Source organism: Acinetobacter sp. FDAARGOS_559 (assembly GCF_003940475.1).
In the GTDB taxonomy this organism is placed as follows: domain Bacteria; phylum Pseudomonadota; class Gammaproteobacteria; order Pseudomonadales; family Moraxellaceae; genus Acinetobacter; species Acinetobacter baumannii.
Window position 1 is genome coordinate 2,315,775 of sequence record NZ_RKJG01000005.1, and the last position, 23,966, is coordinate 2,339,740.

Genomic DNA, 23,966 nt, shown 5'->3' on the forward strand with positions numbered 1-23,966 from the left:
AATTAAATTATGACTTGCACAATCTCAAAACAAGGCACTAAAATCAAAAAAAATATAAATTGCATCACAATAATTAAATTTTTAAATAGGATGAGTCTATGGAACTATTTAAGCCTGAAAAGAGATTAATGAATCATCCAATCCATTTTGGTGAAAATCCATTAGTAATTTTATCTAATTTTAGCCACTCTGCCTTAAAGCAAGGATGGAGCCAAGCTGAAATCGAAACTGTCATTTCTGAAGCTTCCCAAGGCGACTATATGAAACTCATACGTACCTTGAGAGCATATACCTTGTTTTAATTATTGTTGCCATTTTCATGACTACAAGCGCCTAGCTTCAACTTTACACTTTTTATAGCAGGCTGATTGAGTTTGCTATCTTTTCTTATACTTAACTTTTCTCTCAGGTCTGGTCGATTCTTTTCTTCATGCATTATTGTTCTAGTTCGCTTACCCCCAGAGTGTTCAATTTATAAAAAAACACATAAAGCTGGTAGGAATCTTCTAGATTTATCCTGAGCACTGCCTTAACAATAAATAAAAAACGATAAATATAAATTATTTATTCAGTGAGGAGTAAACCTGATGGACCATGAACTAGAAGAAGAGAAAGTCGATCAAACCCTAAGCTGGCGTGAAAAAATGGCAGTTGAAGAACACGAGAAACTGTCGCCCCGTTTAGTGTATGAAATTATCCGCCGTGATGGTGCCGAAGAGTTAGATCGCCCAACAGCCGCGCTCATCTTTTCAGGCATTGCAGCAGGTCTAGTCATCAGTTTTTCATTTGTATTTAAAGCGATTATTGCTTCTTATATCCCAACTGATGCCATCTGGACCGATTTAATTACCAATTTCGGTTATACCATTGGATTCCTGATCGCTATTTTAGGACACATGCAGCTCTTTACCGAAAATACCATTACTACAGTTGTGCCCCTATTTAAGCCCTTTACCTTAGACAAATTACGAGCTGTAGGCCGTCTATGGGGAATCGTGATTCTATGCAATATTATTGGAACAGCTTTGGCGAGTTTATTCTTCCTGACCACCGACCTGTTTACTCCAAACATTGATAAAGCACTAGATGAGCTCGCACATCATGTTGCGTCTTTTTCCGCCACCCAAAATCTGCTTAAAGGGGTTATGTCTGGTCTTTTAATTGCTGCATTGGTCTGGATGCTACCTTCCGTCAGCAATAAATTCCTAGTCATCTTTTTCATGACTTATCTAATAGGACTAGGCGACTTTACCCATGTGGTCGTTGGCTCTACCGAAATGTCCTATCTGGTCTGGCAAGGAGAAGCTTCTCTTGGTGAATATCTGTTTAATTTCCTGATTCCAACCACCATTGGCAATATTATTGGTGGTACAGGCGTGTTTACCCTGCTGATTTATGGTCAGGTGACTGAAGAATTGGAACAATAGCAGGAAACAATAAAACTATTGTTCCTGCTGCCATCTGCGTTGTTGTAGGCGTTCACCTTCAACTTCACGCTTGTTTCTCGCCGACTCATAGAGTTTGGTTCCCTTTAACTCAGGTGGCAAGTAGTCTTGCAACACAAAGTGCTCTGGGTAGTCATGAGGATAGAGATAATTAATTCCATAACCTTGCTGTTTCATCAGTTTGGTTGGCGCATTTCTCAAGTGTAAAGGTACTGGTAAATTTGCCGTTTTCTCAGCAAGTTCTAAGGCCTTATTAATTGCGAGGTAAGTACTATTACTTTTTGCACTGGTCGCTAAATAAACTGCTGTTTGGCCCAAAATAATTCGAGCCTCAGGCATTCCCACCGCCTGTACAGAACGGAAACATTCACCTGCAAGCAATAGTGCATTTGGATTCGAGTTTCCAATGTCTTCTGAAGCGGCAATCAACATACGTCTTGCAATAAAAACCGGATCTTCCCCGCCTTTAAGCATCCGCGCCATCCAGTACAAAGCCGCATCCGGATCACTACCACGAATCGATTTGATAAAGGCAGAAACGAGGTCGTAATGCTGTTCACCCGATTTGTCATAACGCGCAATATTTTGCTGAGCGACTTTTACTACAACTGCATTATTAATCGTATTTTCAACTTCGGGCTCAAAAGTACTTGCAATTAAGTCAAGTAAATTGAGTGCTTTACGGGCATCACCTGCTGCAAACTGTAAAAGAGCATCATACTCTTCAATATGAATATAACGTTCTTTTAAAAATTTATCGTTTTGGAGTGCATTGTTAAGTAGCGTCTGAATTGCTTCACTGTCTAAACTGTTTAAGGTATAGACCTGACAGCGTGATAAAAGTGCACTATTGACTTCAAAAGACGGGTTTTCAGTGGTGGCGCCAATTAAGGTAATTTTACCTTTTTCTACGGCACCTAATAATGCATCTTGCTGTGATTTATTAAAGCGATGGATTTCGTCAATAAAAACTACAGGTGTCAGTAAGTCACCACTTTCTGCAATCACTTCACGTAATTCTTTTACGCCCGTATTTAGCGCAGATAAGCTCACAAATGGACGATCTATTGCCTGAGCTAAAAGCAAAGCAATTGTCGTTTTACCGACGCCTGGCGGCCCCCAAAAAATAATAGAAGGCAAATGTCCCTGATCAATCATTTGACGTAAGGGCGCATGTTCACCTAACAAATGATCTTGCCCAATAATTTCAGACAAGTCTCTCGGGCGCAGGCGTTCAGGAAGTGGAATATGGGTGTCTGACATCTCAAATAGCTTTATCGTCTTTTCACTATAGTCTATTGTGTCTCACAGAAATCTACAATTTGAATCTATGAGACACATCCTTTATTTACAGGGTATTTCCTAGCATTAAGAGGGTTTCTTACTCAGCTTGAGTAAACGAGCATTGGGGCCATCTTCAATTACCCAAATTGAACCGTCTTGTGCTTCATGTAACCCACGAATACGTTGCTTCATCTCTAATCTTTGTACTTCTTTTACGGGCTTATGCTCTAAATCTACAACAACAATTGCTTCTGAAGATAACCCGCCAATTAAAGCTTTATTTTGCCATGCAGGAAATTGTTGTCCGCGATAAATAATTAAGCTCGACGGTGAGATTACAGGAGTCCAGTCAATTTCTGGCGCTTTAAACTCTGGGCGCGTGTGATGATCTGGAATAGGCTGCCCTGAATAATGATCTCCATTTGAAACAATCGGATAACCATAGTTTTCGCCTTTGGTAATAATATTAAGCTCATCACCACCTTTAGGCCCCATCTCAACCACCCATAGCTGTCCTTTACGGTCAAAGGCCATTCCTAATGGGTTACGATGTCCAAGTGACCATATTTCAGCAGTGACACCGCCTTGCTCATAAAAAGGGTTACCTAAGGCTGCTGAACCGTCATCATTTAAACGCAAGATTTTGCCCAAGTTGCTTTTCATATTTTGGGCAGGGTCAAACTTTTGACGCTCGCCTGAACTGACCCAAAGCTTACCATCTGCACCAAAAAGCATGCGATGCCCATAATGGCCTTGTCCTGAGACTTTAGGTACTTGCTGCCAAATCTGCTTTATATCGGTGAGTTTTGGCTGATTAGGATTAGATAAATCTAGTTTCGCACGTGAAATCACTGCACCAGACCCACCTTGCCCTTTGGCTGCATAACTAAGATATATCCAGTGGTTTTTGGCAAAGTCCGGGTGCAAGGCTACATCACCTAAACCGCCCTGCCCACCATAACTTACGGCTGGAATACCTTGGACATTCAACATCTGTTTATTTTGTGGATTAAAAATTTTTAGCTTACCTTGCCGTTCAGTCACCAATAACCGCTGATCAGGCAAACTGGTGATCGCCCAAGGCTCATTAAAATGTGCGACTGCCTCGACCTGATAAGTTTGTTTGGCAGCACTGGTCTGCTCTGTTTTTGCAGTTGTATTTTGTTCAGGATTTTTTGAATTAGTATTATTAGAGCCACAGGCCATTAACAAGAAGAAACTACTACATAATAAGGGGGCTGCTAATCGTCTCATCATTTTTATCTCCTTTTGCTTTTATTTTTATATAACGGAGATGATTAAAAAATTTACGATAAAAATGTTACTTTATTATACGCTGTAATTAAAAATGCTCATCGGGAGCGTATTAACGCACCCAACGCACCACATAATCTTCGATATCATCTTCATGTACATCAGTTTCAGGAATACAACGCCCTGCTACCGACTTTTTCGCTTTCACTACGCTTTGTCTGGAACCCGTATTTAAATAGTGCCAAGAAGGTAAATTTTTGCCTTCATTCAAACGTTTATAGGCACAGCTCGATGGCAGCCAGTGTATGGTTTTTAAGGTTTCCGGTGTTAGTTGTAAACAGTCGGGTACTTGCTGCTGACGGTTTGGGTAGTCAGAACAACGTCCAGTATTGCAATCAAGTAACTTGCACGCCACTTTGGTGTACGCAACTTCATGTGTATCTTCATCTTCTAGCTTGACCAAACAGCACAATCCGCATCCATCACACAGTGCCTCCCACTCAGCCTGAGTCAGTTGCTCTAGCGTATAATTTTTCCAAAACAATGGACGAAGTGAGGTCTCGGTAGACATAAGATTTTAACGGCTATATAGATCAAGCAAAATCAGATTATAGCATTGAAGTACGCTGGTCTTAAGAAAAGAAGCCGTATTTTTGGCATCACAAAATGATTGTTTAATATACATTTCAACCACATAAACGACACATTTCGTGCAAAAAACACGCTATATAGTAAAAAGACAATGAAAAATAAGGAGGACAGCATATGTTCCGTTGGGCAATAATTTTTGCAGTGATTGCACTCATTGCCAGTCTATTAGGGTTTGGTGGTGTTGCAGGGTTATCTAAAGACTTTGCCGTGATTTTATTAGTGATAGCTGTAATTCTCGCTGTTATTGGTTTTATTTCGCGAGGCCGAACTTAATTTAATCATGACCATATCAAAAAGAAGGAACTCGTTCCTTCTTTTTTTATTGCATAAATATTTCTATGCTTTTCTTTTGATGTAGTTTTTTACATAGTTATTTATATGGCTTTTATTTTTTATGCTTTAATCAAGCGTATTTAAATCGAATTTAATTTCAGGATTAATGTCATGAGTACAGCAATTAAAACCCGTGAAATTCAATATACTGCACCAGATGGTAGCCATTTAATTGGTTACTTTGCGGCTCCAGAAAGTGAAACACCTGTACCAGGTGTCATTATTGGTCCTGAGTGGTGGGGTCGTAACGAATACACTGAACAACGTGCGCGTGAACTTGCTGAACACGGTTATGCTGCACTTGCAATTGACATGTATGGCGATAAAAAAGTAACAACGACTGCAGCTCAAGCTTATGAATGGATGATGCAGACATTTGAAGATCTAGACACTGTGACTGATCGTGCCAACGCAGGGCTTCAGACTTTGGCTGCTCAACCGGAAGTAAATAGTGAAAAACTTGCAGCGGTAGGTTTTTGCTATGGTGGCAAAGTGGTACTCGATCTAGCTCGCTCAGGTGCTCCCCTCAAAGCAACTGCGACATTTCATGGTACATTAGCTCCTAAGGCTCCTGCTCAAAAAGGCAACATTCAAGGTGAGGTATTGGTTCTACATGGTGAACTAGACAGCATGGTCACCTTAGAAGATGTTGCTAATTTTGAAAAAGAGATGCAAGCTGCTGAGGTTAAACATGAGGTAGTGGTTTTAAAAGATGCTAAACATGGCTTTAGTAACCCGCTTGCAGATGAAAGAGCTAAAGCGAATGGTGTAGACCTTGGCTACAACAGCGAAGCGGAAAAACAAGGCCTTGCTAAAATGTACGCTTTATTAGAACGTACTTTAAAATAAAAGAAGCAAATTTGGAGCAAATGGCATTTTTCGCATTTGCTCCCTTAAATGTTTATGACTTTGCAATATTTTTACTGTATTTTTTAAACCATACTTCAATAAATATACTCCCGTTGAGCTAGAGCAAAGCCTAGTCTTATTTCCCGCACTCGGGGTTTAATGGAATAACATGAGAGGATACAACAATGACTGACAAGAAATGTCCGTATTGCGATTTTGATGAATATGACATCATTGATAAGAATGAATTTGCTGTAATTTTGCCAGACCCAAATCCGTTGTCTAAAGGTCACTGTGTAGTGACTCCACTACGCCATGTCAGCTCGTTTTTTGATATTACGTCTAAAGAGCACCAAGGCTTACTGACACTTCTTGAAATTGCCCGTCATGAAACCCAGCTTCGCCATCAGCCAGACGGTTTCCATATTGGCTTTAATGATGGTGAAGTGTTTGGACAGACTTCTGACCATTTCCACATTCATGTCATTCCATATTACAAAAATCAACCGTTGAAACTTGATCAACGTTGGGGTGTACAAAAGGATTAATCCTTTTTACCCATAGAACAGGGACTACATTTTTGATGTAGGCCCTGTTTTCATATGTCCATTTTCTTCGTTTGCTTTAAACAAAATTTCACCTAAATTTCAGCTATAATTTAGCCCTTACTTTTCTTCTATAGCTGTTCATGTCTGAATTTTCTTTTTCTGATGCCCTCTTAAACTGGTTCGATCAACATGGTCGGCATGATTTGCCTTGGCAAGTCGCAGATGATCCATACAAAGTTTGGGTTTCTGAAATTATGTTACAGCAAACTCAGGTAAAAACAGTTCTGCAATATTTTGACCGCTTTATGGAGCGCTTCCCAACTGTAGAAGCTTTAGGCTATGCAACTTGGGATGAAGTCGCCCCTTATTGGGCAGGTCTTGGCTATTACGCTCGTGCCCGCAATTTGCATAAAGCTGCCCGCCTTGTAGCACAGCAAGGCAAATTTCCTGAAACCCTAGAAGAATGGATTGCACTACCGGGCATTGGTCGCTCGACCGCAGGTGCACTCATGTCTTTAGGTTTACGTCAGTATGGCGTGATTATGGATGGCAACGTGAAACGCGTTTTAGCTCGCTTCTTTGCCATTGAAGATGACTTAAGCAAACCACAGCACGAACGTGAAATGTGGAAACTGGCTGAAGAGCTTTGTCCCACCCAACGCAATCATGACTACACTCAAGCAATTATGGACTTGGGTGCGACCATCTGTACGCCTAAAAAACCTCTTTGTTTATATTGCCCAATGCAAGCTCATTGTCAGGCTTACCAGCAAGGTTTAGAACAAGAATTACCTTTTAAAAAACCGAAAAAAACACCGCCTGTTAAAACGGCAGATGTTCTTATTATTCAGTGCGAAGATGAATGGTTCTGGCAACAACGCCAAGCTCATGGTCTATGGGGCGGTTTATTTTGTTTACCTATTTTAGAAAATGAACATGAACGCTTGAAATTAAGTCAGCAATTTAAGCTACAACCTCAACCACAAACTTTTCAGATCAGTCATAGCTTTACTCACTTCACATGGTTACTTAATGCTCATGTGTTCCACGTGGAACCTGATCAAAAAGAACATCTGGCGATTGAACTTGAAGGCCAATGGCTGAGTCCAGAACAAGCTATTGCTAAAGGTGTTCCAACTGCTATGAAAAAATTGATCTCGACAAGCCGTTCATGACATAGTGAGCAAAATAATTTTGATATGGCTGTGACAGGGAGTATTTTGTGCGACGTTTAGTTTCCCATCTCTCACTTGGTTTTCTCATTATTCTATTGGCAGCCTGTGCCAGTGCGCCTAAAAAACCTGCCCCGCTTTCACCAGCCCAAGTTAGCAAACTCAAGAGTATGCAGCTTCCAAGTCGGCTTCCTGTTCCGGTAAAAGGTGTCGATCGAGATGAGCTAAAAGACACATGGGGAGCTGCTCGGAGTCAGGGCCGTAGCCACGAAGGAATTGATATTTTGGCTCCACGTGGAACCAAAGTGTACAGTGCAACTGAAGGGCTCATTGCCGATCTTCGTAATAACAACTTGGGTGGCAAAGTGATCTGGATTTTAGGCCCGGCAGGAACATGGCATTATTATGCTCATCTTGATGGACATAAACGTGGCTTAAACGTAGGCGACTATGTCAAAAAGGGTGACCTCATTGGTTATGTCGGCAACACGGGCAATGCACGTTATACTTCACCTCATCTTCATTATGGTCTTTACTTAGATGGTAAAGGTCGTGGTGCTGTTAATCCTTATTCATATTTACGCTAGGAACATTTTATGTCGGAAGCGCTGATCAATCGCTTAGTAGAGTTTGCCGAGTCTGGCAACCAGCAAAAGATCATTTTAAATGGCAATAGCTATCAAGGCTGGATCATGGAAATCAGTGATGATGCCCTACTGATCAGTACCGGTTTTTCAGATAAAGTTGGCAAAGACTTTTGGCTAAAGTTTGAAGACTTAACTCAAGCTGAACTGTATTATTGGGATACTCGCCCAAATGAATGGGTACCATTCAAACTCTAAAATACCAAGATAAATATAAGGAGCATCATCATGAAAACTCAACGCTGCAGATGGTGTTCCGATGATCCACTCTATATTGCTTACCATGATGAAGAATGGGGCAAACCAGAACACGACGAAGCCCGATTATTTGAAATGCTCTGTCTTGAAGGACAACAAGCAGGTCTATCTTGGATTACCGTACTAAAAAAAAGAGAAAGCTACCGCCAGCACTTTTTTAATCATCCTATTGCTGACATTGCCGCATTTACGGATGACTTTTTAGAAACAAAACTATCCGATGCAGGCTTAATTCGTCACTTAGGCAAACTCAAAGCCATTCGCGATAATGCGATTGCTTGGCAAGCCCTTAAAGCCCAAGTTGGTGATGTTTCTAAATGGCTTTGGCAGTTTGTAGATGCAGCGCCACAAAACAATGATGTTGCAGATTATCGTAAGGCCCCTGCTCAAACTGAGCTCAGCCTAAAACTTTCCAAAACGCTCAAAAAAAATGGTTTCAAATTTGTTGGTCCAACCACCTGCTATGCTTTTATGCAGGCAGTGGGTATGGTCAATGACCATGAAAACGATTGTCAATTTAAAGCTTCCTAACCCACCAGAACGGTTCAAATCCGCTTAAGGAGTTTCCGATGAGCAATAATACGATTCAGGCTTATGCTGCAATGCAGGCAGGTGAAAAACTGGTCCCATACCAATTTGATGCAGGTGAATTACAACCGCATCAGGTTGAGGTAAAAGTTGAATACTGTGGTTTGTGTCATTCTGATATTTCTGTTTTAAATAATGAATGGCGCTCAACCGTGTACCCTGTAGTTGCAGGCCATGAAATTACTGGACGAATTGTTGCTTTAGGCTCAGAAGCCAAAGGACTACAAATTGGGCAACGTGTCGGTATTGGCTGGACCGCCGAAAGTTGCCAAGCCTGTGATGAGTGTATTGGCGGTCAGCAAGTTCTTTGTACGGGCGAAAATGTAGCAACAATCGTGGGACATGCGGGTGGCTTTGCCGATAAGGTTCGTGCAGGCTGGCAATGGGCCATTCCCCTTCCCGAAGATTTAGACCCAGAAAGTGCAGGCCCTTTACTTTGCGGCGGAATTACCGTTTTTGACCCATTACTCAAACACAAAATACAGGCAACACATCACGTGGGTGTGATTGGTATTGGTGGTTTGGGTCATATCGCCATTAAGCTCCTTAAAGCGTGGGGCTGTGAAATTACGGCGTTTAGTTCTAACCCAGATAAAACCGAAGAACTCAAAGCAATGGGAGCCGACCATGTGGTCAATAGCCGCGATACAGAAGCGGTAAAAGCTCAAAAGGGTAAATTTGATTTATTGCTGAGTACCGTGAATGTGACTTTAAATTGGCGTGCTTTCATTTCTACACTAGCACCAAACGGTTCTTTGCACTTCTTAGGGCTCACACTAGAACCTGTTCCTGTTTCTGTAGGTTCTCTCATTGATGGTGCCAAATCAGTAACTGGTTCACCTACAGGTTCACCTGCCGCTCTACGCCAACTTTTAAAGTTTGCCGCACGCAAAAAAATTGCGCCTCAAATTGAGCTATTTCCAATGTCACAGCTCAATGAAGCAATTGAACGTCTACACTCAGGTCAAGCACGCTACCGCATTGTGCTTAAAGCAGACTTTGCAGAATAAAACTAACTCACTGTTTGCATCTGTTGTCGCGACCAATCTGCCAAGCTCATAATTGCTTGGCGGACATCTGCAGTTAACTCATGGCCTGCGTTTAAACGAATGAAATGTCGATAGCGTTCATCCTCACCAAAAACATGGCCCGGTACTACAGTAATTCCCTGAGCTTGGGCAGTGTAATAGAGCGCTAAACTATCTACACTCTTAGGTAACTGTATCCATAATGCATATCCGCCTTCGGGCTGGCTCAATGCAATTGGTATACCTTCAAAGGCTTTTAAAATACAGCTACGGTATTCTTCGACTTGTCGCATCAAGTTGGGTCTTAACTGCTCTAAATGCTCTCGATAACCACGACTATAAATAAAATCAGCTAGACCTAACTGCAAGGGTGTATTCACGCCAATATTACTTACCAGCAGTTCAAGCTTTAAATATTCTAACTTTGTCGTTAAACAAAACCATCCTACTCGATACGCACTCGACAAAGACTTCGACACTGAACCACACCAAATCACATAACCTTCGCGATCCCAATATCGAATGGGTAATGGTCGCTCGCTACTGTAGCCACATTCACCAAAAATATCGTCTTCAATAATAAAACACTGATATTTTGCAGCTAATTCAGCAATCTTCTGTTTCTCTGCATTGCTAAAGCAATATCCCAAAGGATTTTGATAATTGGCTGTCATTAAGCAAACCTTCGCCAAACCTTGCTGCATTAAAGATTCTAAGCGCTCAAGATCAATGCCACGATGATCTGCCGGAATCTCAACAATTTGTCGTTTTAAACTTGCTAATAACTGTAAATGACCATTATAGGTGGGTGTAGGAATAAGAATACTATCGCCCACTTCAGTGAGCTTCTGAATCACTAAAGACAAAGCCGGCATACAGCCATTGGTAATAAAAATATCTTCTGGTGCGATATAAATACCATCTTCACGCCAATGATCGGATAGCGCTTTTCTTAATTGTTCATGACCTTGTTTATTACAATAAAGAAAATCTTGAGGCTGACAATTTTTTAAAGCACGTTGAATAGAACGACGTAAACCTTCTACAGGAATAAAGTGCGGCGTTAACTGAATCGATCCCAAAGGTACAAGATGACTTTGTAAGGCAGCTTCCTGAATTTGGTTATGCAACTCCAGATTTGAGACATGCCGAGGCAAAGATAAGAAATCCGGACTATCCGGAATAGGGCTGGATGGGGTACGAGCAACTACAAAATAACCTGACTTCGGCTTTACATAAATGAGTCCCCTCGCCTCAAGTAATTCATAGCAACTTTTTGCTGTACTTAAACTAATACCTTGTTGACGGGCAAAATCTCGTAAGGAAATGAGCTTTTGATGAGGTTTAAGTTCATCTTGATAAATACGATGTGCTAATTGATTGGCAAGAACCTGATATTGAAAAGTCATTCTGTGCTGCTTTTTTAAAAATTTCTGTATCTGTACTGGTTTATAGAACACCTTTAGGCTATGGAAATCAACTCGGAGAGTAGCAAACCAATGAAATTAAAAGTTATATTGTTATTTACTATTGTTTTAGCAGGTTGCCAACCACAACCAAAAAATGAACAGCACAGACACACGGTTTGCCAAAGTTTGATTGAAGGTTATTTAAAAATGACCAACCAGCAAGACTACAAAATGGAGCAACGCACTAATGACGAGACCAGTGCGATTTCTCATTATGAATATAAACGTAATAGCTCAAATGAAGTTGTTATGGTGAATTCAGTCTATTCCAAATTATATTTTAGCTGCCAAGAACAGCAAAAAAGCTATTTTCTGTCTCAACATTCGGCACAAGGACAAACGACACCTATTTTAGAAGTTCATATTCCAACTGATAGTTATACAACCTTTAGAGAGCGTTTTTAAAACCATCTTTTAACTGTTCTGCCAAAAACTCAATGAATAAACGGATTCGTTTTGGTAGATGCTCTTGTTGATAATACACAGCATGGATGCTTTGATATTGATGCTCAATTTTATCTTCAAATAATGCAATCAATCGCCCTTCTTCCATATCTTTCCAAATTTCAAATTCAGATAGTCGCGCAATGCCGTGTCCTCTAATCGTCAGTTGGCGTACGGTCTCCCCACTCGATGCTTTAATTTTTGATTGCGCAAAAAAATATTCATCGCCAACTTTAATTGGCCAGCTATTGATATAAGTAGGTCTAGTAAAGCCAATCAAATCATGGTGTTCAAGTTCTTCAGGTTGTGTTGGCGTTCCCTTAAGAGCTAGATAGTCAGGACTTGCCACAATATATAAACGGCTCTTACATACCAATTTGGCGTGCAGACTAGAGTCATTAAGTTCCCCAAATCGAAATGCGACATCGGTTTTATGCTGAAGTAAGTCAATCACCTGATCATTGCTATTTAATTCGATTTCAATATCGGGGTAACACTCACGGAATTTATGCATTAATGGTGCAATCACGTGCAAAACAAACGGTGTGGCAGAATCAACCCGAATAAGACCGGCAGTACCCTGATCAGACTTTTGTAGTTCTTCTTCGGCCGCATTCAGCTCATTTAAAATTTTACGGGCCTTTATAAGAAATTGTTGCCCTTCTTGAGTCAGTTTCAATTTACGCGTTGTTCGCTCTAGCAAAGTCACATCTAACTTTGCTTCCAAACGGGTTAAAGATCGGCTCACCCCTGAAGGTGTTTGCTTTAAATGTTCTGCTGCTGCCACAAATGAACCTGTATCAACAATTGTGATAAAGGCAACAAGTTCTTCAATTGTTGATTTCATGGTTTATTCTATTATTGACTAAACATCAAAGATATTTTGCTTATTCATCTATTTTTTCGCAACAATAAAAAAAGCAAAATGCACCTCAAGTTAAACAATTATTTAATTTCAGGTGAATACATGAATATCCCACGTTTTGGTCTAGGAACTTTCCGCCTTAAAGAACAAGCTGTGATTGATTCTGTTAAAAATGCGTTAGATGTCGGTTATCGTGCAATTGATACTGCTCAAATCTATGAAAATGAAGCAGCAATTGGTCAAGCGATTGCTGAAAGTGGCGTATCACGTCAGGACTTGTTTTTAACTACAAAAATCTGGGTAGATAATTTTGCTCAAGAGAAGTTTATTCCAAGCTTAAAAGAGAGCTTACAAAAGCTTCGTACTGACCATGTCGATTTAACTTTGATTCACTGGCCAGCACCAGATTTAGGCGTTTCAATTCCTGAAATCATGCAGCTTTTACTTGAAGCAAAACAACAAGGCTTAACCAAACAAATTGGTATTTCAAACTTCAATATTGCACTTACCCAACAAGCAATTGACACAATTGGTGTAGAGCATATTGCAACGAACCAGATTGAGCTGAGTCCTTATCTTCAAAACCATAAACTTGTGAATTTCTTACAAGAGAAGAATATTGATGTCACTTCATACATGACGCTTGCATACGGCAAAGTGCTTCAAGACCCTGTTTTAGCGGAGATTGCAGCAGCTCATAAAGCAACGACAGCGCAAATTGCATTAGCATGGGCATTGCAGCGTGGTTTTGCAGTCATTCCATCTTCGACTAAACGTGAAAACCTGATTAGTAATTTAAAAGCACAGGATATCGAGTTAACTGCGGCTGAAATGCAAATGATTGCCGAACTCGACCGTAACAGTCGTGAAGTTAGCCCAGAGCCATGGGCACCAGTTTGGGACTAAACTCATGAACACTCAATCAAATACGGCGTTCTCGTTATTGGCATTGGCAATTGGTGCCTTTGCTATTGGCACCACGGAATTTTCTCCAATGGGGTTACTTCCGAACATCGCTAATGATTTAGGGATTTCAATTCCAACAGCCGGTATGTTAATTACAGGCTATGCACTTGGCGTAATGCTAGGTGCACCGTTTATGACCCTGTGGTTTGGTGGTTTTGCACGACGTAATGCGCTTATTTTTTTGATGGCGATCTTTACGGTCGGTAACCTGATTGCAGCGTTTTCACCAAATTATATGAGCTTATTAGGTGCACGTCTCATTACAAGCCTGAACCACGGTGCCTTTTTCGGAATTGGTTCTGTTGTGGCAGCGAGTATTGTACCAGCGCATAAACAGGCTAGTGCAGTGGCAACCATGTTTATGGGCTTAACCATTGCCAATATTGGTGGTGTGCCTTTAGCAACATGGGTTGGGCAAAACATTGGCTGGCGTATGTCTTTCCTTGCGATTTCCGTGCTCGGCATCATTACTATGCTCGCTTTGTGGAAAGCATTACCGCAAGGTATGGTTGCCCAAAAACCAAACGTGAAGGCGGAATTAAAAGTATTAACGCGTACCCCTGTGGTCCTTGCATTACTCACTACCGTACTCGGTGCAGGTGCAATGTTTACGCTCTACACCTATATTGCGCCAAGTTTGACTGAGTTTACCCATGCTTCACCGACCTTCATTACGTTCATGTTGGTGTTGATTGGTGTCGGTTTCTCGATTGGTAACCATTTAGGCGGCCGTTTTGCAGACTTGTCCATCAACAAAACTCTGATTGGTTTCTTGGTACTGTTGATTGTGATGATGGTGACTTTCCCAATTCTTGCTCAAAGCCAGATTGGAGCAGCCATTGCGTTGGTGATATGGGGTGCAGCAACCTTTGCTTTAGTACCGCCATTACAAATGCGTGTCATGTCAGTCGCTCATGAAGCTCCAGGGCTTGCCTCTTCAGTAAATATCGGTGCGTTTAACTTAGGTAATGCAGTAGGCGCTGCTGCAGGTGCATTAGTACTCGATTTAGGTTGGGGTTATAGTGCAGTATCTTTTGCGGGTGCCTTACTGGCGGGATTAGGTTTGTTATTAGTTTTATTCCAAATCAAACGAGAAAGCAGCCCCGCTCAAACCTTACAACAATGTTCAGATTGATAAAAAAAGCGCCTGAGATCAGGCGCTTTTTTTAGCTTATTTATTTTAAAATTTCCGGCAACTTAGGTTGCTCATAAATCGGGTTCATTACTTCCCGTTTCATTTTAAGCAGCATCTGATAAGGTTGCTGTTGAACAAACATATTGACGAAGCTTAAAGGAATTGCACCCGCTGGATCAGCATAGCCACTAGTGGTGACTTTAACTTTATTATTGGCAAGTTTCTGGAATGTCCAATCCCCTTCATAGCGTGTTAGGCGCACGACATCGGGTTGTATCGGATAGTTACTATTAACTGCCGTATTTTTAATAGTAATTAGGCCATTGGCTGCTTTACTCATTTTTCCTTTAACCACTACATCGCGGTCTTTTAGCGGAAAAGGAAAATCTAACACCATATATAAAGTAAATTCGCCTTTCTTTTCATCCTGAGAAAGCATTTGGACCTTGCCCATATAAGGCACCCATTGAGCTGCACGATCTACATCTAAAATCACTGCCACAGCACGTTCAAGGGGTACATCAAAGGTTGTTTCCGCTTTATATTGAAAGACTGGGTTATCTGCTTTTTGATAGGTCCACACTTTAATATGATTACGGTCTAGGCTGAGTTTAGCCTTGTCTGTAGAGGCAGCCCCTGTATAGAGGCTGCTTAAGCAAAGAAGAGTGGTCAAAGCAATTTGTTTTTTATTCATGTTCTGCTCTATCTTGTTTTTCTCGCCACATATGGGAAGTGTACAGATGGTTTACACCTGTACGTCGTTCAACCCTAAAACATCTTTCATGTCATATTTACGCGCTTCACGGCCCACAACCCATGCAGCAGCTCGTACTGCACCGGCGGCAAAGTTCATACGGTTAGTGGCTTTGTGAGTGACTTCAACACGCTCACCCTCACCAATAAACATGACCGTATGTTCCCCTACAATATCGCCACCACGGATGGTTTCAAAACCAATAGTTTGACGATCACGTGGACCGGTATGCCCTTCACGACCATAAACAGCAACTTCTTTTAAGTTACGGCCTAACGTATCCGCAATTGCTTCACCCATCATTAATGCAGTACCAGATGGTGCATCTACTTTATGACGGTGGTGAGCCTCAATCACTTCAATATCTACTGTATCGCCAAATACTTTTGCTGCAAGCTCAAGTAACTTGATTGATACATTTACGCCAACAGAGTAGTTCGCAGCATATACAACAGGTGTATGCGTTGCTGCTTCATCCAATTCAGCCTTTTGCTCATCAGACATCCCTGTAGTGCCAATCACCATAGCCACGCCAGCTTCACGACATAGCTTTAAATGCTGGGCGGTTGCAGCTGGTGCAGTAAAATCAATGATTACATCGCAATCTTTAAGTACATCAGCCAAGCTTCCTGAAACCTTCACTCCCACTGAACCAATTCCTGCAAGTTCACCAGCATCTGTGCCGACCAAACTACTTTCTGGACGCTCTACTGCCGCAGCCAATTGATAGCCTGCTTGTTGAACTGCCTGAATAAGTGTACGACCCATACGGCCGCCTGCACCCAAAATACCAATGCGTGGAGCTGCTGACATAATCCTTCCCAATCTTCTGTTTTACGTAATTGGCTTACTATATCAAAACTCTTTGCCCACAATAAAAAGTAAAAAATATTTTTTAAAGGTAACCGGAATTTAATCTGTTTTCACAAAAGTTAAAGAATTGATCTGCACACTACTGAGCCACGAATGAAAAAAAGATGACTATAAGGAGTTCAGCATGCATTCGAAAGTTATTGGCCTAATCGCCATTATGGGGATAATAAGTTCAGTGGCATTTGCAGAACCTGCAATCCAGCCAGGAGAAACATTAGAGAGCTTATCTAAAGCACGTATTACAACAAACGTAAATACTGCAGCAACGCCTACAGCGCAAACAAGCGATGCTAACGCTGAGGTTAAAGTTGAAGATATTGATCCAATCATTGAAGAAAAAACTGAAGAAGCCCTAAAAGCAGCTGTACAACCTGCTCCTCAAGCTACTGTCGAAGCTATAGTGGCTCCAGTTGCATCAAGTGAACTCAACGTAAGTGTTGATGATATTGATGTCGCTCATCCTACAGAATAATTACTAGTCATTTTCTTTTAAGCAGAATAAAAATAATAAGATGAATCAGCGCAATAAAAAGGCGGATATTTTATCAATATCCGCCTTCTTTTTAATTTCTGATCTAATCAATCATTAATCGAATAAGCGATCAAAGAAAGATTTTTTCTTTGGTGAAGAAGCACTGTCTTCACCATCGAAAGATGCTTGTAATTCTTTAAGTAATTCACGTTGACGAGAGGTTAGGTTAACCGGTGTTTCTACCACGATACGGCAAAGTAAATCACCCACCATACTGCTACGTACAGGGCGCACACCTTTACCACGTAAACGGAATAATTTACCTGTTTGAGTTCCCTCAGGAATCTTCAAGCTAACTCGGCCTTCCAAAGTTGGGATTTCAATTTCTTTACCAAGTGCAGCATCAGCAATGCTTACTGGTACGTCCATATATAAATCGGCACCATCACGTTGGAAAATTTCGTGTTCACGAACAACCACTTCAACGTATAAGTCACCAGCTTGACCATCACGAATAGCCTCGCCTTTACCACTTAAACGAACGCGGTCACCATTATCCACACCCGCTGGAATCGTCACTTCTAATGTTTGCTGACGATCTGCTACACCTGAACCATGACATGCATGGCATGGGTTTTTAATAATTTTGCCTTGGCCACGACATGTGCCACAAGTTTGTTGTACAGAGAAGAAACCTTGCTGCATACGCACTTGTCCTGAACCGTGACAAGTTTTACAAGTTTCTACATCTTTTGGATTTTTAGAGCCTTTACCATCACACACATCACATGGTGCTGGAGCAGTAAAGGTAATTGTTTTTTTAACCCCTTTTACAGCTTCCTCAAGGGTAAGTTCCATTACATAGCGTAAATCTGAACCGCGACGTTGGCGTTGCTGACGTCCGCCGCCACCAAACGCTCCACCAAAGATATCACCGAACTGGCTAAAAATATCTTCTGCACTGAAACCGCCAAAGCCACCACCAGCGCCACCAAAGCCGCCTTCAAACGCATTATGTCCCATACGGTCATACATGCTGCGTTTTTCGCTGTCCGATAAAATCTCATAAGCTTCAGAAGCTTCTTTAAATTTTTCTTCAGCCTCGGCATTGTCAGGGTTTCTGTCAGGATGATATTTCATCGCCAATTTACGATAGGCTTTTTTGATCTCATCATCACTTGCGGTTTTTGAAACGCCTAAAACCTCATAATAATCACGTTTAGCCATGTTTGGCGGTGCTCCTCACGGAAATTTTATCAATACTCTATTGCCGACTAAATGGGGGGCTTTAGCCGAATTTACAAGGGGAAAACTTTCAAAAAACAGATATATTAAAAAACTGCCTTATTTTTTAAATATTTAGACAAGCCTTTTAACCATGCATTTAATAAAAATAACCAAGCAATAGCACTAAAAACTACACCAGCAACTGTTGAAGCCGTTACCCAAAGGTTGCTATCCCATGCAAAAAAGAAGAGAGGAATAAACCAGACCACAGCAAAAACTGACATGAGGAGGAATAGAATACCATTGCGCATAATCCATAGCGCATGAGCATGAATCCAAACTTCCGCATCATCCACAACAGCTACTTTACGAGCGACCAGATAAGCAAAGGCCGCAAAAATAACCGTAAACAATGCAAGAAACATGAACGCATAAGAAATTACAATATAACGGCGATGCTGTTCGATATGGTCTTGCCCCATCTGTATTTCACCTCAATTCACTGCATTATGCCTATTTTTTATGCAGCGAAATAATCCTGTATTTTTTGTGTAAAGACAGGTGCTACTATATTGGACTTTTCAATATTTCGCACCTTTATTCACAAAAAATTTATGTATTTTATGCTGTTTTTTTCACCTTAAACCACGCTGCATACAATGCAGGTAAGAAAAATAATGTCAGCAAGGTAGCAACAATGAGTCCGCCCATAATCGCAACAGCCATTGGACCGAAGAAAATACTCCGCGAAAGAGGGATCATGGCGAGTACTGCTGCCAATGCCGTGAGAATGATCGGACGGAAACGGCGTACTGTTGCATCAATAATTGCTTCCCACGTTGGATGCCCTGCCTGTCTGTCTTGTTCAATCTGATCAATCAGAATGAGTGAGTTACGCATAATCATGCCGGATAAGGCAATGGTTCCTAGCATGGCAACAAAACCAAATGGTTTATTAAACAAAAGTAAGAATAAAACAACGCCAATTAAGCCTAATGGTGCAGTCAAAAATACAATTGTTGCCCGAGACAAACTCTTCAGCTGAATCATGAGTAATGTCATGACCACTGCCAAAAAGAGTGGCATACCAGCATTGACCGAACTTTGTCCGCGTGCCGACTCTTCCACTGTTCCCCCCACTTCAATGAGGTAGCCACTTGGCAGCTCAGCGCGTAACTTGTCCATTGATTCAGCTAACTCTCCAACAACGGTAGCTGGCTGTAAATTGGTACGAATATCTGCACGAACAGTAATTGTCGGTAACCGATTACGGTGCCAAATCAGACCATCTTCAAATTTGTATTCAATTTTCGCAATCTGGGCTAAAGGTACAGTTGTTCCATTCGCTGTTGGTACTGCAAGGCTCGCCAGTGAAGCTACTTCAACGCGCTCAGCTTTATCACCACGTAATCGGATTTCGATCAGCTCACGCTTTTCACGATACTGTTCAATTGCACTACCTGTAATTGAGGCGTTCAGGAAATTCGCCAAATCCACACTAGACACACCCATTTGTCGCGCACGGTCTTGATCAATTTGAATGGAAATAATCTTGCTTGGCTCGCCCCAATCCAAATGCACATTGGTGGTATTCGGGTTTTCACTAATTACCCTAGCAACCTGTTGTGCTTCTTTACGTACCAGATTTAAATCTTCACCTGACACGCGATATTGCAATGGATAACCAACAGGTGGGCCATTTTCGAGTAATGACACACGAGTACGGACTTGTGGGAGTAACTGCTTAATTTGGGTTTCTAAAGAACGGCGAATTTCATCACGATCATCAAGCGATGATGCCAAAACAACAAACTGCGCAAAGCTGGCTTGCGGTAATTGCTGGTCTAGAGGTAAATAAAAACGTGGTGAACCTGTACCGACATAGGCTACATAATTATCAATCCCTTTTTGTTTAGACAGGAATTGTTCAACCTTTTTCACCGCTTGCTCTGTAGCGGTTAACGATGCGCCTTCTTCGAGTTTTAAATCGACTAAAATTTCAGCGCGGTTTGAAGGTGGGAAAAACTGCTGTGGCACCATCTTAAACATGAGTACAGACAGCACAAAAATTCCCACCGTTGTTGCAATCACGGTTTTACGGTAGGTCACACAAAACTCGACCATTTTCCGAAAACGTAAATAGAAACTAGATTGATAAGGATCGTAATGGTGGTCCTGTGAAATGGCCACAGTTTGCGGTTGCGGTTTTTTAGTTATTCTTGCCCATAAACGAACATACCAAGGTGCTTGATGACCTGTCTTGGTAAAATCAGGTAGTAGTTTTTCACCCAAATAAGGTACAAATAAAACTGCGGCAACCCACGACACCAATAAAGCAATCGTCACGACCTGAAAGATAGAGCGTGTGTATTCACCTGTACTGGACTGAGCCGTAGCAATAGGTAAAAAGCCTGCGGCGGTAATTAATGTCCCCGTCAACATCGGAAATGCTGTTGTTTTCCATGCAAATCCGGCGGCCTTAATTCGGCTATACCCCTGCTCCATCTTAATGGCCATCATCTCGACCGCAATAATGGCATCATCTACAAGCAAACCCAAAGCTAGAATTAGGGCACCAAGCGAAATCTTGTGTAGACCGACATCAAATAAATTCATGCCAGCAAAAGTCATTGCTAAGACCAAAGGAATGGAAAAAGCGACGACTAAACCCGTCCGGAAACCTAATGAGAAAAAGCTCACTAACAAGACAATAATGACTGCTTCAGCAAGTACTTTGACAAACTCATGGATACTACGTTGTACCGCTACTGGTTGGTCAGATACTTTTTGTAGTTTCATACCTAGAGGTAATGTTTTTTGCAGTTGGGCAAATTCAGTTTCCAGATTTTTACCTAAGGCAATAATATCGCCGCCTTTACGCATAGATACGGCAATACCAATACCATTGTCACCCATAAAACGCATACGCGGCTGAGCAGGTTGGCTAAAACCACGGTAGACATCAGCAACGTCACCAAGCTGAATGGTTTTATCGCCTACCAGTAAAGGCATTTTTTTAATGTCCTCTACGCTTTGTAATTGGCCACTTACTCGAATTTGAATACGATCCGTTCCAGTTTCAAAAAAGCCTGCACTTGCCATGCTATTTTGCTTTTGCAGGGCTTCTTGTATGGCAGAAACAGGAATACCGAGCTGAACCGCTTTAGTGTTTGAAATTTCAATCCAGATTTTCTGATCTTGTAGCCCGATCAGCTCAACTTTGCCTACATCTTTGACTCTCTGTAGCTGTAATTGCAAACGATCGGCATATTCTTTCAAAAGCGCGTAGTCAAAGTCTTTGCCTGTCAGTACATAAATATTACCGAAAGTATCGCCAAATTCATCATTAAAAAATGGACCTTGCACACCACTTGGGAGTTCATGGCGAATGTCATTGACCTTCTTCCGAACGTTGTACCAAACATCAGGAATTTGCGCAGAAGTGAGAGAATCTTTAGCAACAAAAGTTACCATCGACTCGCCTGGACGGGAATACGCCATAATCTTGTCATACTGACCTGTGGTCATCAGTTCCTTTTCGATACGGTCCGTAACTAAAGTAGAAACTTCTTTGGCTGTTGCCCCTGGCCAGTAGGTTTGTACGACCATGACTTTAAAGGTAAATGGCGGATCTTCACTTTGTGAGAGTTTTGAATAAGAAATTGCACCAATAATGCCGAGCAAGAGCATGAAATAAAGGACAATACCTTTATTGTTCAGTGCCCATTCAGAGAGATTAAATTTCATGGTTATTTGGCTCCCTGAATTTTCACTGCACGATTTTCACGATCAATGGGGTGAATCTTCTGTTTATCGCGCAGCAAGTGCACACCACCAATCACAACCCAATCATTTGGTGTTAAACCCGATAATACCGGCACGCTATCTCTGCCATAAGCACCAATCGTTACAGGCACTTTACGTAAGGTCTGATTCGCATTCACCACCCATACATAAGGTTGGTTATCTGTTGCAGATACACTCGAAAGTGGCACACTCATGACATTAGTTTGAGTCGAACTAAAAAATACGCGTGCACTTTGTCCAAGCTGAATAGCAGACTGACCTTCTTTGAGTGCTACCTTAACTGTGAACGTACGGGACTGGTCAGCAGCTGGAGAAACTTCGCGTACATATCCGGCAAATCGTTCGTTCGGTTTAGACCACAAAGTTATCCATGCCGCTTGGCCAACTTTAATCTCGCTAACTGCTTGTTCCGGTACGCCGATGACCACTTCACGCTCTCCATCAATTGCCAGTTGATAAGCCGCTTGCCCTGCTGCAACCACCTGTCCAATTTCAATATTACGTGCTGTAATCACCCCGTTTTTATTAGAAACAAGTTGGTTATAACCAGTCTGGTTGGCAGAAACTTCATAATTAGAACGAGCTTGTTGTAATGCTGCCTGAGCCGCATCATATTGATTTTTTACCGTATCGTATTGCGAACGGCTCACGGCATTTATGGGTAATAATTGTTGAAAACGTTTAAGCTCATCTGAGGCTGTTTTTGCTGCTGCCTGTGCATTGTCTAGCTGAGCTTTAGCAGCATTTAATTGTAGCTGTGCATCTGCCACATCGAGTTTTGCTAATACTTGCCCAACTCTAACTCGGTCGCCTACATCGACATAGCGAGCCGTAACTTGTCCACCCACCCGAAATGCCAAGGCAGTTTGTTGTCGAGCCTGTACATCTCCAGCATAGCTTTTTTGTTCGTGAAGTGTGGTTGAAGGCTGGGTCACCATCACATAGGGTATTTCTTCTGTTTTGGGAGCCTCTTTACTACACCCCGTTAATGTGACCATGCAAACAATCATCATACTCATGATGAGAGGTTTTAACAGATTCATATCTTATCGCTCTTATTCAAACTGGTTTTTTAAGGCACAATATATTTGCATCATAGTTTGTTTGTTTTTTAATTAATATACCCATTGGTACATTAATTAAAGAAAAACTTATAAGTATTTATTTTTATATAGTTTTATTAGAGGGTTTCGTGCAAACAGTTAATCAAAGTGGTCGCCCCAAAGATCTGGAAAAGCGTGCTCGTATCTTACAGGCCGCTAAAGCTATTTTTTTAAAGTCCGGTTATCACGGTACCAGCATGAACCTGATTGCACAGGAAGCGGGCGTTACTAAACTCACGGTTTATAATCACTTTCAAGACAAAGCAAACCTGTTTATCTGTGCCATTACAGAAACTTGTGAAGAGACTCTAGGCACTAAACCATTTGAATTAGATGCATCGGCAGACTTTTATCAAACACTTTATATGGTGTGTTCACGTGCCTTGCAGATTATTTATTCCCCCGAAGCACTTAAACTCGAGCATGTATTATTTGAACTTGCAGCAGAGCAAAGTCCACTCGCCCTACAGTTTTTTGACGCATCCCATACCCGTCTGCAAAATCAGTTAGTTGAGTTTTTTCAAAAAGCTGCTCAATTAGGTTTTATTCAGGCCGATGATCCGCTATATCAAACAGAGCTGCTTTTGACCTTATTGCTTGGTGTACGCCATCACAAGGTTCTACTTAGAATTATTCCTGTACCGAATGCTCAAGAGATAGATCGGTTTATTCGGGATGCTATTGATTTATTTCTACTCAGATATCGGCATTAAACCAAAGTCCGATTGCCAAAATTTGCAACGGGTGCATGCCGACTTTTAAAGCGTTATAAGCGATTTAAATGTTATTTTTTAAGC

The 23,966-nt window shown here is 41.5% G+C and carries 26 protein-coding genes; 15 read left to right on the plus strand and 11 right to left on the minus strand.

Features of this window, described 5'->3' with window-relative positions; translation table 11 throughout:
* Positions 1 to 98: 98 nt before the first annotated feature.
* Together EGS71_RS12620 and EGS71_RS12625 are read left to right on the plus strand one after the other, a co-directional pair.
* Positions 99 to 302: a hypothetical protein gene (locus EGS71_RS12620; protein ID WP_000418559.1), complete on the plus strand. Its 204-nt coding sequence runs from the start codon at positions 99 to 101 to the stop codon at positions 300 to 302.
* A 285-nt stretch (positions 303 to 587) separates the two neighbouring features.
* Positions 588 to 1,427, plus strand: a complete 840-nt coding sequence (locus EGS71_RS12625) for a formate/nitrite transporter family protein (protein ID WP_000349494.1) — start codon at positions 588 to 590, stop codon at positions 1,425 to 1,427.
* 15 nt (positions 1,428 to 1,442) lie between these two features.
* Here EGS71_RS12625 and EGS71_RS12630 read toward each other — a convergent pair whose 3' ends face one another.
* The 3 genes from EGS71_RS12630 to EGS71_RS12640 all read right to left on the minus strand — a co-directional run bounded on the left by EGS71_RS12630 (position 1,443) and on the right by EGS71_RS12640 (position 4,554).
* On the minus strand, positions 1,443 to 2,708 hold the full coding sequence (locus tag EGS71_RS12630; RefSeq protein ID WP_001285406.1) for a replication-associated recombination protein A: 1,266 nt from the start codon (positions 2,706 to 2,708) through the stop codon (positions 1,443 to 1,445).
* A gap of 105 nt (positions 2,709 to 2,813) precedes the next feature.
* Positions 2,814 to 3,983 carry a PQQ-dependent sugar dehydrogenase gene (locus EGS71_RS12635; protein ID WP_002009408.1) on the minus strand — a complete coding sequence of 390 codons (1,170 nt, stop codon included), beginning with the start codon at positions 3,981 to 3,983 and terminating at the stop codon, positions 2,814 to 2,816.
* A gap of 112 nt (positions 3,984 to 4,095) precedes the next feature.
* Positions 4,096 to 4,554, minus strand: coding sequence for a YcgN family cysteine cluster protein (locus EGS71_RS12640; RefSeq protein WP_000102817.1), 459 nt, complete (start codon positions 4,552 to 4,554; stop codon positions 4,096 to 4,098).
* 194 nt (positions 4,555 to 4,748) lie between these two features.
* Here EGS71_RS12640 and EGS71_RS12645 point away from each other — a divergent pair, with 194 nt between their 5' ends.
* From EGS71_RS12645 to ahr, 8 genes are all read left to right on the plus strand, one after another.
* Positions 4,749 to 4,907, plus strand: coding sequence for a DUF1328 domain-containing protein (locus tag EGS71_RS12645; protein WP_000490267.1), 159 nt, complete (start codon positions 4,749 to 4,751; stop codon positions 4,905 to 4,907).
* Between the two features lie 171 nt (positions 4,908 to 5,078).
* The gene (locus EGS71_RS12650; protein WP_000100767.1) at positions 5,079 to 5,816 is read left to right on the plus strand and encodes a dienelactone hydrolase family protein; all 738 of its coding nucleotides are present in this window, start codon (positions 5,079 to 5,081) and stop codon (positions 5,814 to 5,816) included.
* 185 nt (positions 5,817 to 6,001) lie between these two features.
* Positions 6,002 to 6,364, plus strand: a complete 363-nt coding sequence (locus EGS71_RS12655) for an HIT family protein (protein ID WP_000130110.1) — start codon at positions 6,002 to 6,004, stop codon at positions 6,362 to 6,364.
* A 140-nt stretch (positions 6,365 to 6,504) separates the two neighbouring features.
* Positions 6,505 to 7,539: an A/G-specific adenine glycosylase gene (gene mutY, locus EGS71_RS12660; RefSeq protein ID WP_001288810.1), complete on the plus strand. Its 1,035-nt coding sequence runs from the start codon at positions 6,505 to 6,507 to the stop codon at positions 7,537 to 7,539.
* 47 nt (positions 7,540 to 7,586) lie between these two features.
* A complete protein-coding gene (locus tag EGS71_RS12665) occupies positions 7,587 to 8,123 on the plus strand; it encodes a M23 family metallopeptidase (protein WP_001253744.1) in 537 nt (178 codons plus the stop codon).
* Positions 8,124 to 8,132: 9 nt separating this feature from the next.
* Positions 8,133 to 8,378, plus strand: coding sequence for a hypothetical protein (locus tag EGS71_RS12670; protein ID WP_001287365.1), 246 nt, complete (start codon positions 8,133 to 8,135; stop codon positions 8,376 to 8,378).
* Positions 8,379 to 8,408: 30 nt separating this feature from the next.
* On the plus strand, positions 8,409 to 8,969 hold the full coding sequence (locus EGS71_RS12675; RefSeq protein WP_000857029.1) for a DNA-3-methyladenine glycosylase I: 561 nt from the start codon (positions 8,409 to 8,411) through the stop codon (positions 8,967 to 8,969).
* Between the two features lie 38 nt (positions 8,970 to 9,007).
* Positions 9,008 to 10,036 (plus strand): NADPH-dependent aldehyde reductase Ahr, encoded by a 1,029-nt coding sequence (gene ahr, locus EGS71_RS12680; RefSeq protein ID WP_000069848.1) that lies wholly within the window; start codon positions 9,008 to 9,010, stop codon positions 10,034 to 10,036.
* A 2-nt stretch (positions 10,037 to 10,038) separates the two neighbouring features.
* On the opposite strand, the gene EGS71_RS12685 is transcribed toward ahr, so the two are convergent.
* Positions 10,039 to 11,463: a PLP-dependent aminotransferase family protein gene (locus tag EGS71_RS12685; protein WP_000143937.1), complete on the minus strand. Its 1,425-nt coding sequence runs from the start codon at positions 11,461 to 11,463 to the stop codon at positions 10,039 to 10,041.
* A gap of 90 nt (positions 11,464 to 11,553) precedes the next feature.
* Here EGS71_RS12685 and EGS71_RS12695 point away from each other — a divergent pair, with 90 nt between their 5' ends.
* Positions 11,554 to 11,928 carry a hypothetical protein gene (locus EGS71_RS12695; RefSeq protein ID WP_000770098.1) on the plus strand — a complete coding sequence of 125 codons (375 nt, stop codon included), beginning with the start codon at positions 11,554 to 11,556 and terminating at the stop codon, positions 11,926 to 11,928.
* Here EGS71_RS12695 and EGS71_RS12700 read toward each other — a convergent pair.
* Positions 11,912 to 12,814 (minus strand): LysR family transcriptional regulator, encoded by a 903-nt coding sequence (locus EGS71_RS12700; RefSeq protein ID WP_000843074.1) that lies wholly within the window; start codon positions 12,812 to 12,814, stop codon positions 11,912 to 11,914. The genes EGS71_RS12695 and EGS71_RS12700 overlap by 17 nt on opposite strands.
* A gap of 120 nt (positions 12,815 to 12,934) precedes the next feature.
* Between EGS71_RS12700 and dkgB the strand changes: the two genes are divergently transcribed.
* Together dkgB and EGS71_RS12710 are read left to right on the plus strand one after the other, a co-directional pair.
* Positions 12,935 to 13,738 carry a 2,5-didehydrogluconate reductase DkgB gene (gene dkgB / locus EGS71_RS12705; protein WP_001025227.1) on the plus strand — a complete coding sequence of 268 codons (804 nt, stop codon included), beginning with the start codon at positions 12,935 to 12,937 and terminating at the stop codon, positions 13,736 to 13,738.
* 4 nt (positions 13,739 to 13,742) lie between these two features.
* On the plus strand, positions 13,743 to 14,933 hold the full coding sequence (locus EGS71_RS12710; protein WP_001097146.1) for an MFS transporter: 1,191 nt from the start codon (positions 13,743 to 13,745) through the stop codon (positions 14,931 to 14,933).
* A 40-nt stretch (positions 14,934 to 14,973) separates the two neighbouring features.
* On the opposite strand, the gene EGS71_RS12715 is transcribed toward EGS71_RS12710, so the two are convergent.
* Together EGS71_RS12715 and dapB are read right to left on the minus strand one after the other, a co-directional pair.
* Positions 14,974 to 15,627, minus strand: coding sequence for an START domain-containing protein (locus tag EGS71_RS12715; RefSeq protein WP_001036017.1), 654 nt, complete (start codon positions 15,625 to 15,627; stop codon positions 14,974 to 14,976).
* Positions 15,628 to 15,678: 51 nt separating this feature from the next.
* The gene (gene dapB / locus EGS71_RS12720) at positions 15,679 to 16,500 is read right to left on the minus strand and encodes a 4-hydroxy-tetrahydrodipicolinate reductase (protein WP_001271389.1); all 822 of its coding nucleotides are present in this window, start codon (positions 16,498 to 16,500) and stop codon (positions 15,679 to 15,681) included.
* A gap of 184 nt (positions 16,501 to 16,684) precedes the next feature.
* On the opposite strand from dapB, the gene EGS71_RS12725 reads away from it, so the two are divergent.
* Entirely contained in the window at positions 16,685 to 17,032 is a 348-nt protein-coding gene (locus tag EGS71_RS12725) for a hypothetical protein (RefSeq protein ID WP_000555782.1), read from the plus strand.
* 114 nt (positions 17,033 to 17,146) lie between these two features.
* On the opposite strand, the gene dnaJ is transcribed toward EGS71_RS12725, so the two are convergent.
* The 4 genes from dnaJ to EGS71_RS12745 form a co-directional block, all read right to left on the minus strand.
* Positions 17,147 to 18,259: a molecular chaperone DnaJ gene (dnaJ, locus tag EGS71_RS12730; RefSeq protein WP_001119029.1), complete on the minus strand. Its 1,113-nt coding sequence runs from the start codon at positions 18,257 to 18,259 to the stop codon at positions 17,147 to 17,149.
* Between the two features lie 104 nt (positions 18,260 to 18,363).
* The gene (locus EGS71_RS12735) at positions 18,364 to 18,741 is read right to left on the minus strand and encodes a hypothetical protein (RefSeq protein WP_000529425.1); all 378 of its coding nucleotides are present in this window, start codon (positions 18,739 to 18,741) and stop codon (positions 18,364 to 18,366) included.
* A gap of 139 nt (positions 18,742 to 18,880) precedes the next feature.
* The gene (locus tag EGS71_RS12740) at positions 18,881 to 22,006 is read right to left on the minus strand and encodes an efflux RND transporter permease subunit (protein ID WP_000671303.1); all 3,126 of its coding nucleotides are present in this window, start codon (positions 22,004 to 22,006) and stop codon (positions 18,881 to 18,883) included.
* 2 nt (positions 22,007 to 22,008) lie between these two features.
* Positions 22,009 to 23,109, minus strand: a complete 1,101-nt coding sequence (locus EGS71_RS12745; RefSeq protein ID WP_001050646.1) for an efflux RND transporter periplasmic adaptor subunit — start codon at positions 23,107 to 23,109, stop codon at positions 22,009 to 22,011.
* A 149-nt stretch (positions 23,110 to 23,258) separates the two neighbouring features.
* Here EGS71_RS12745 and EGS71_RS12750 point away from each other — a divergent pair, with 149 nt between their 5' ends.
* Positions 23,259 to 23,882: a TetR/AcrR family transcriptional regulator gene (locus tag EGS71_RS12750; protein ID WP_001195319.1), complete on the plus strand. Its 624-nt coding sequence runs from the start codon at positions 23,259 to 23,261 to the stop codon at positions 23,880 to 23,882.
* Positions 23,883 to 23,966 lie beyond the last annotated feature (84 nt).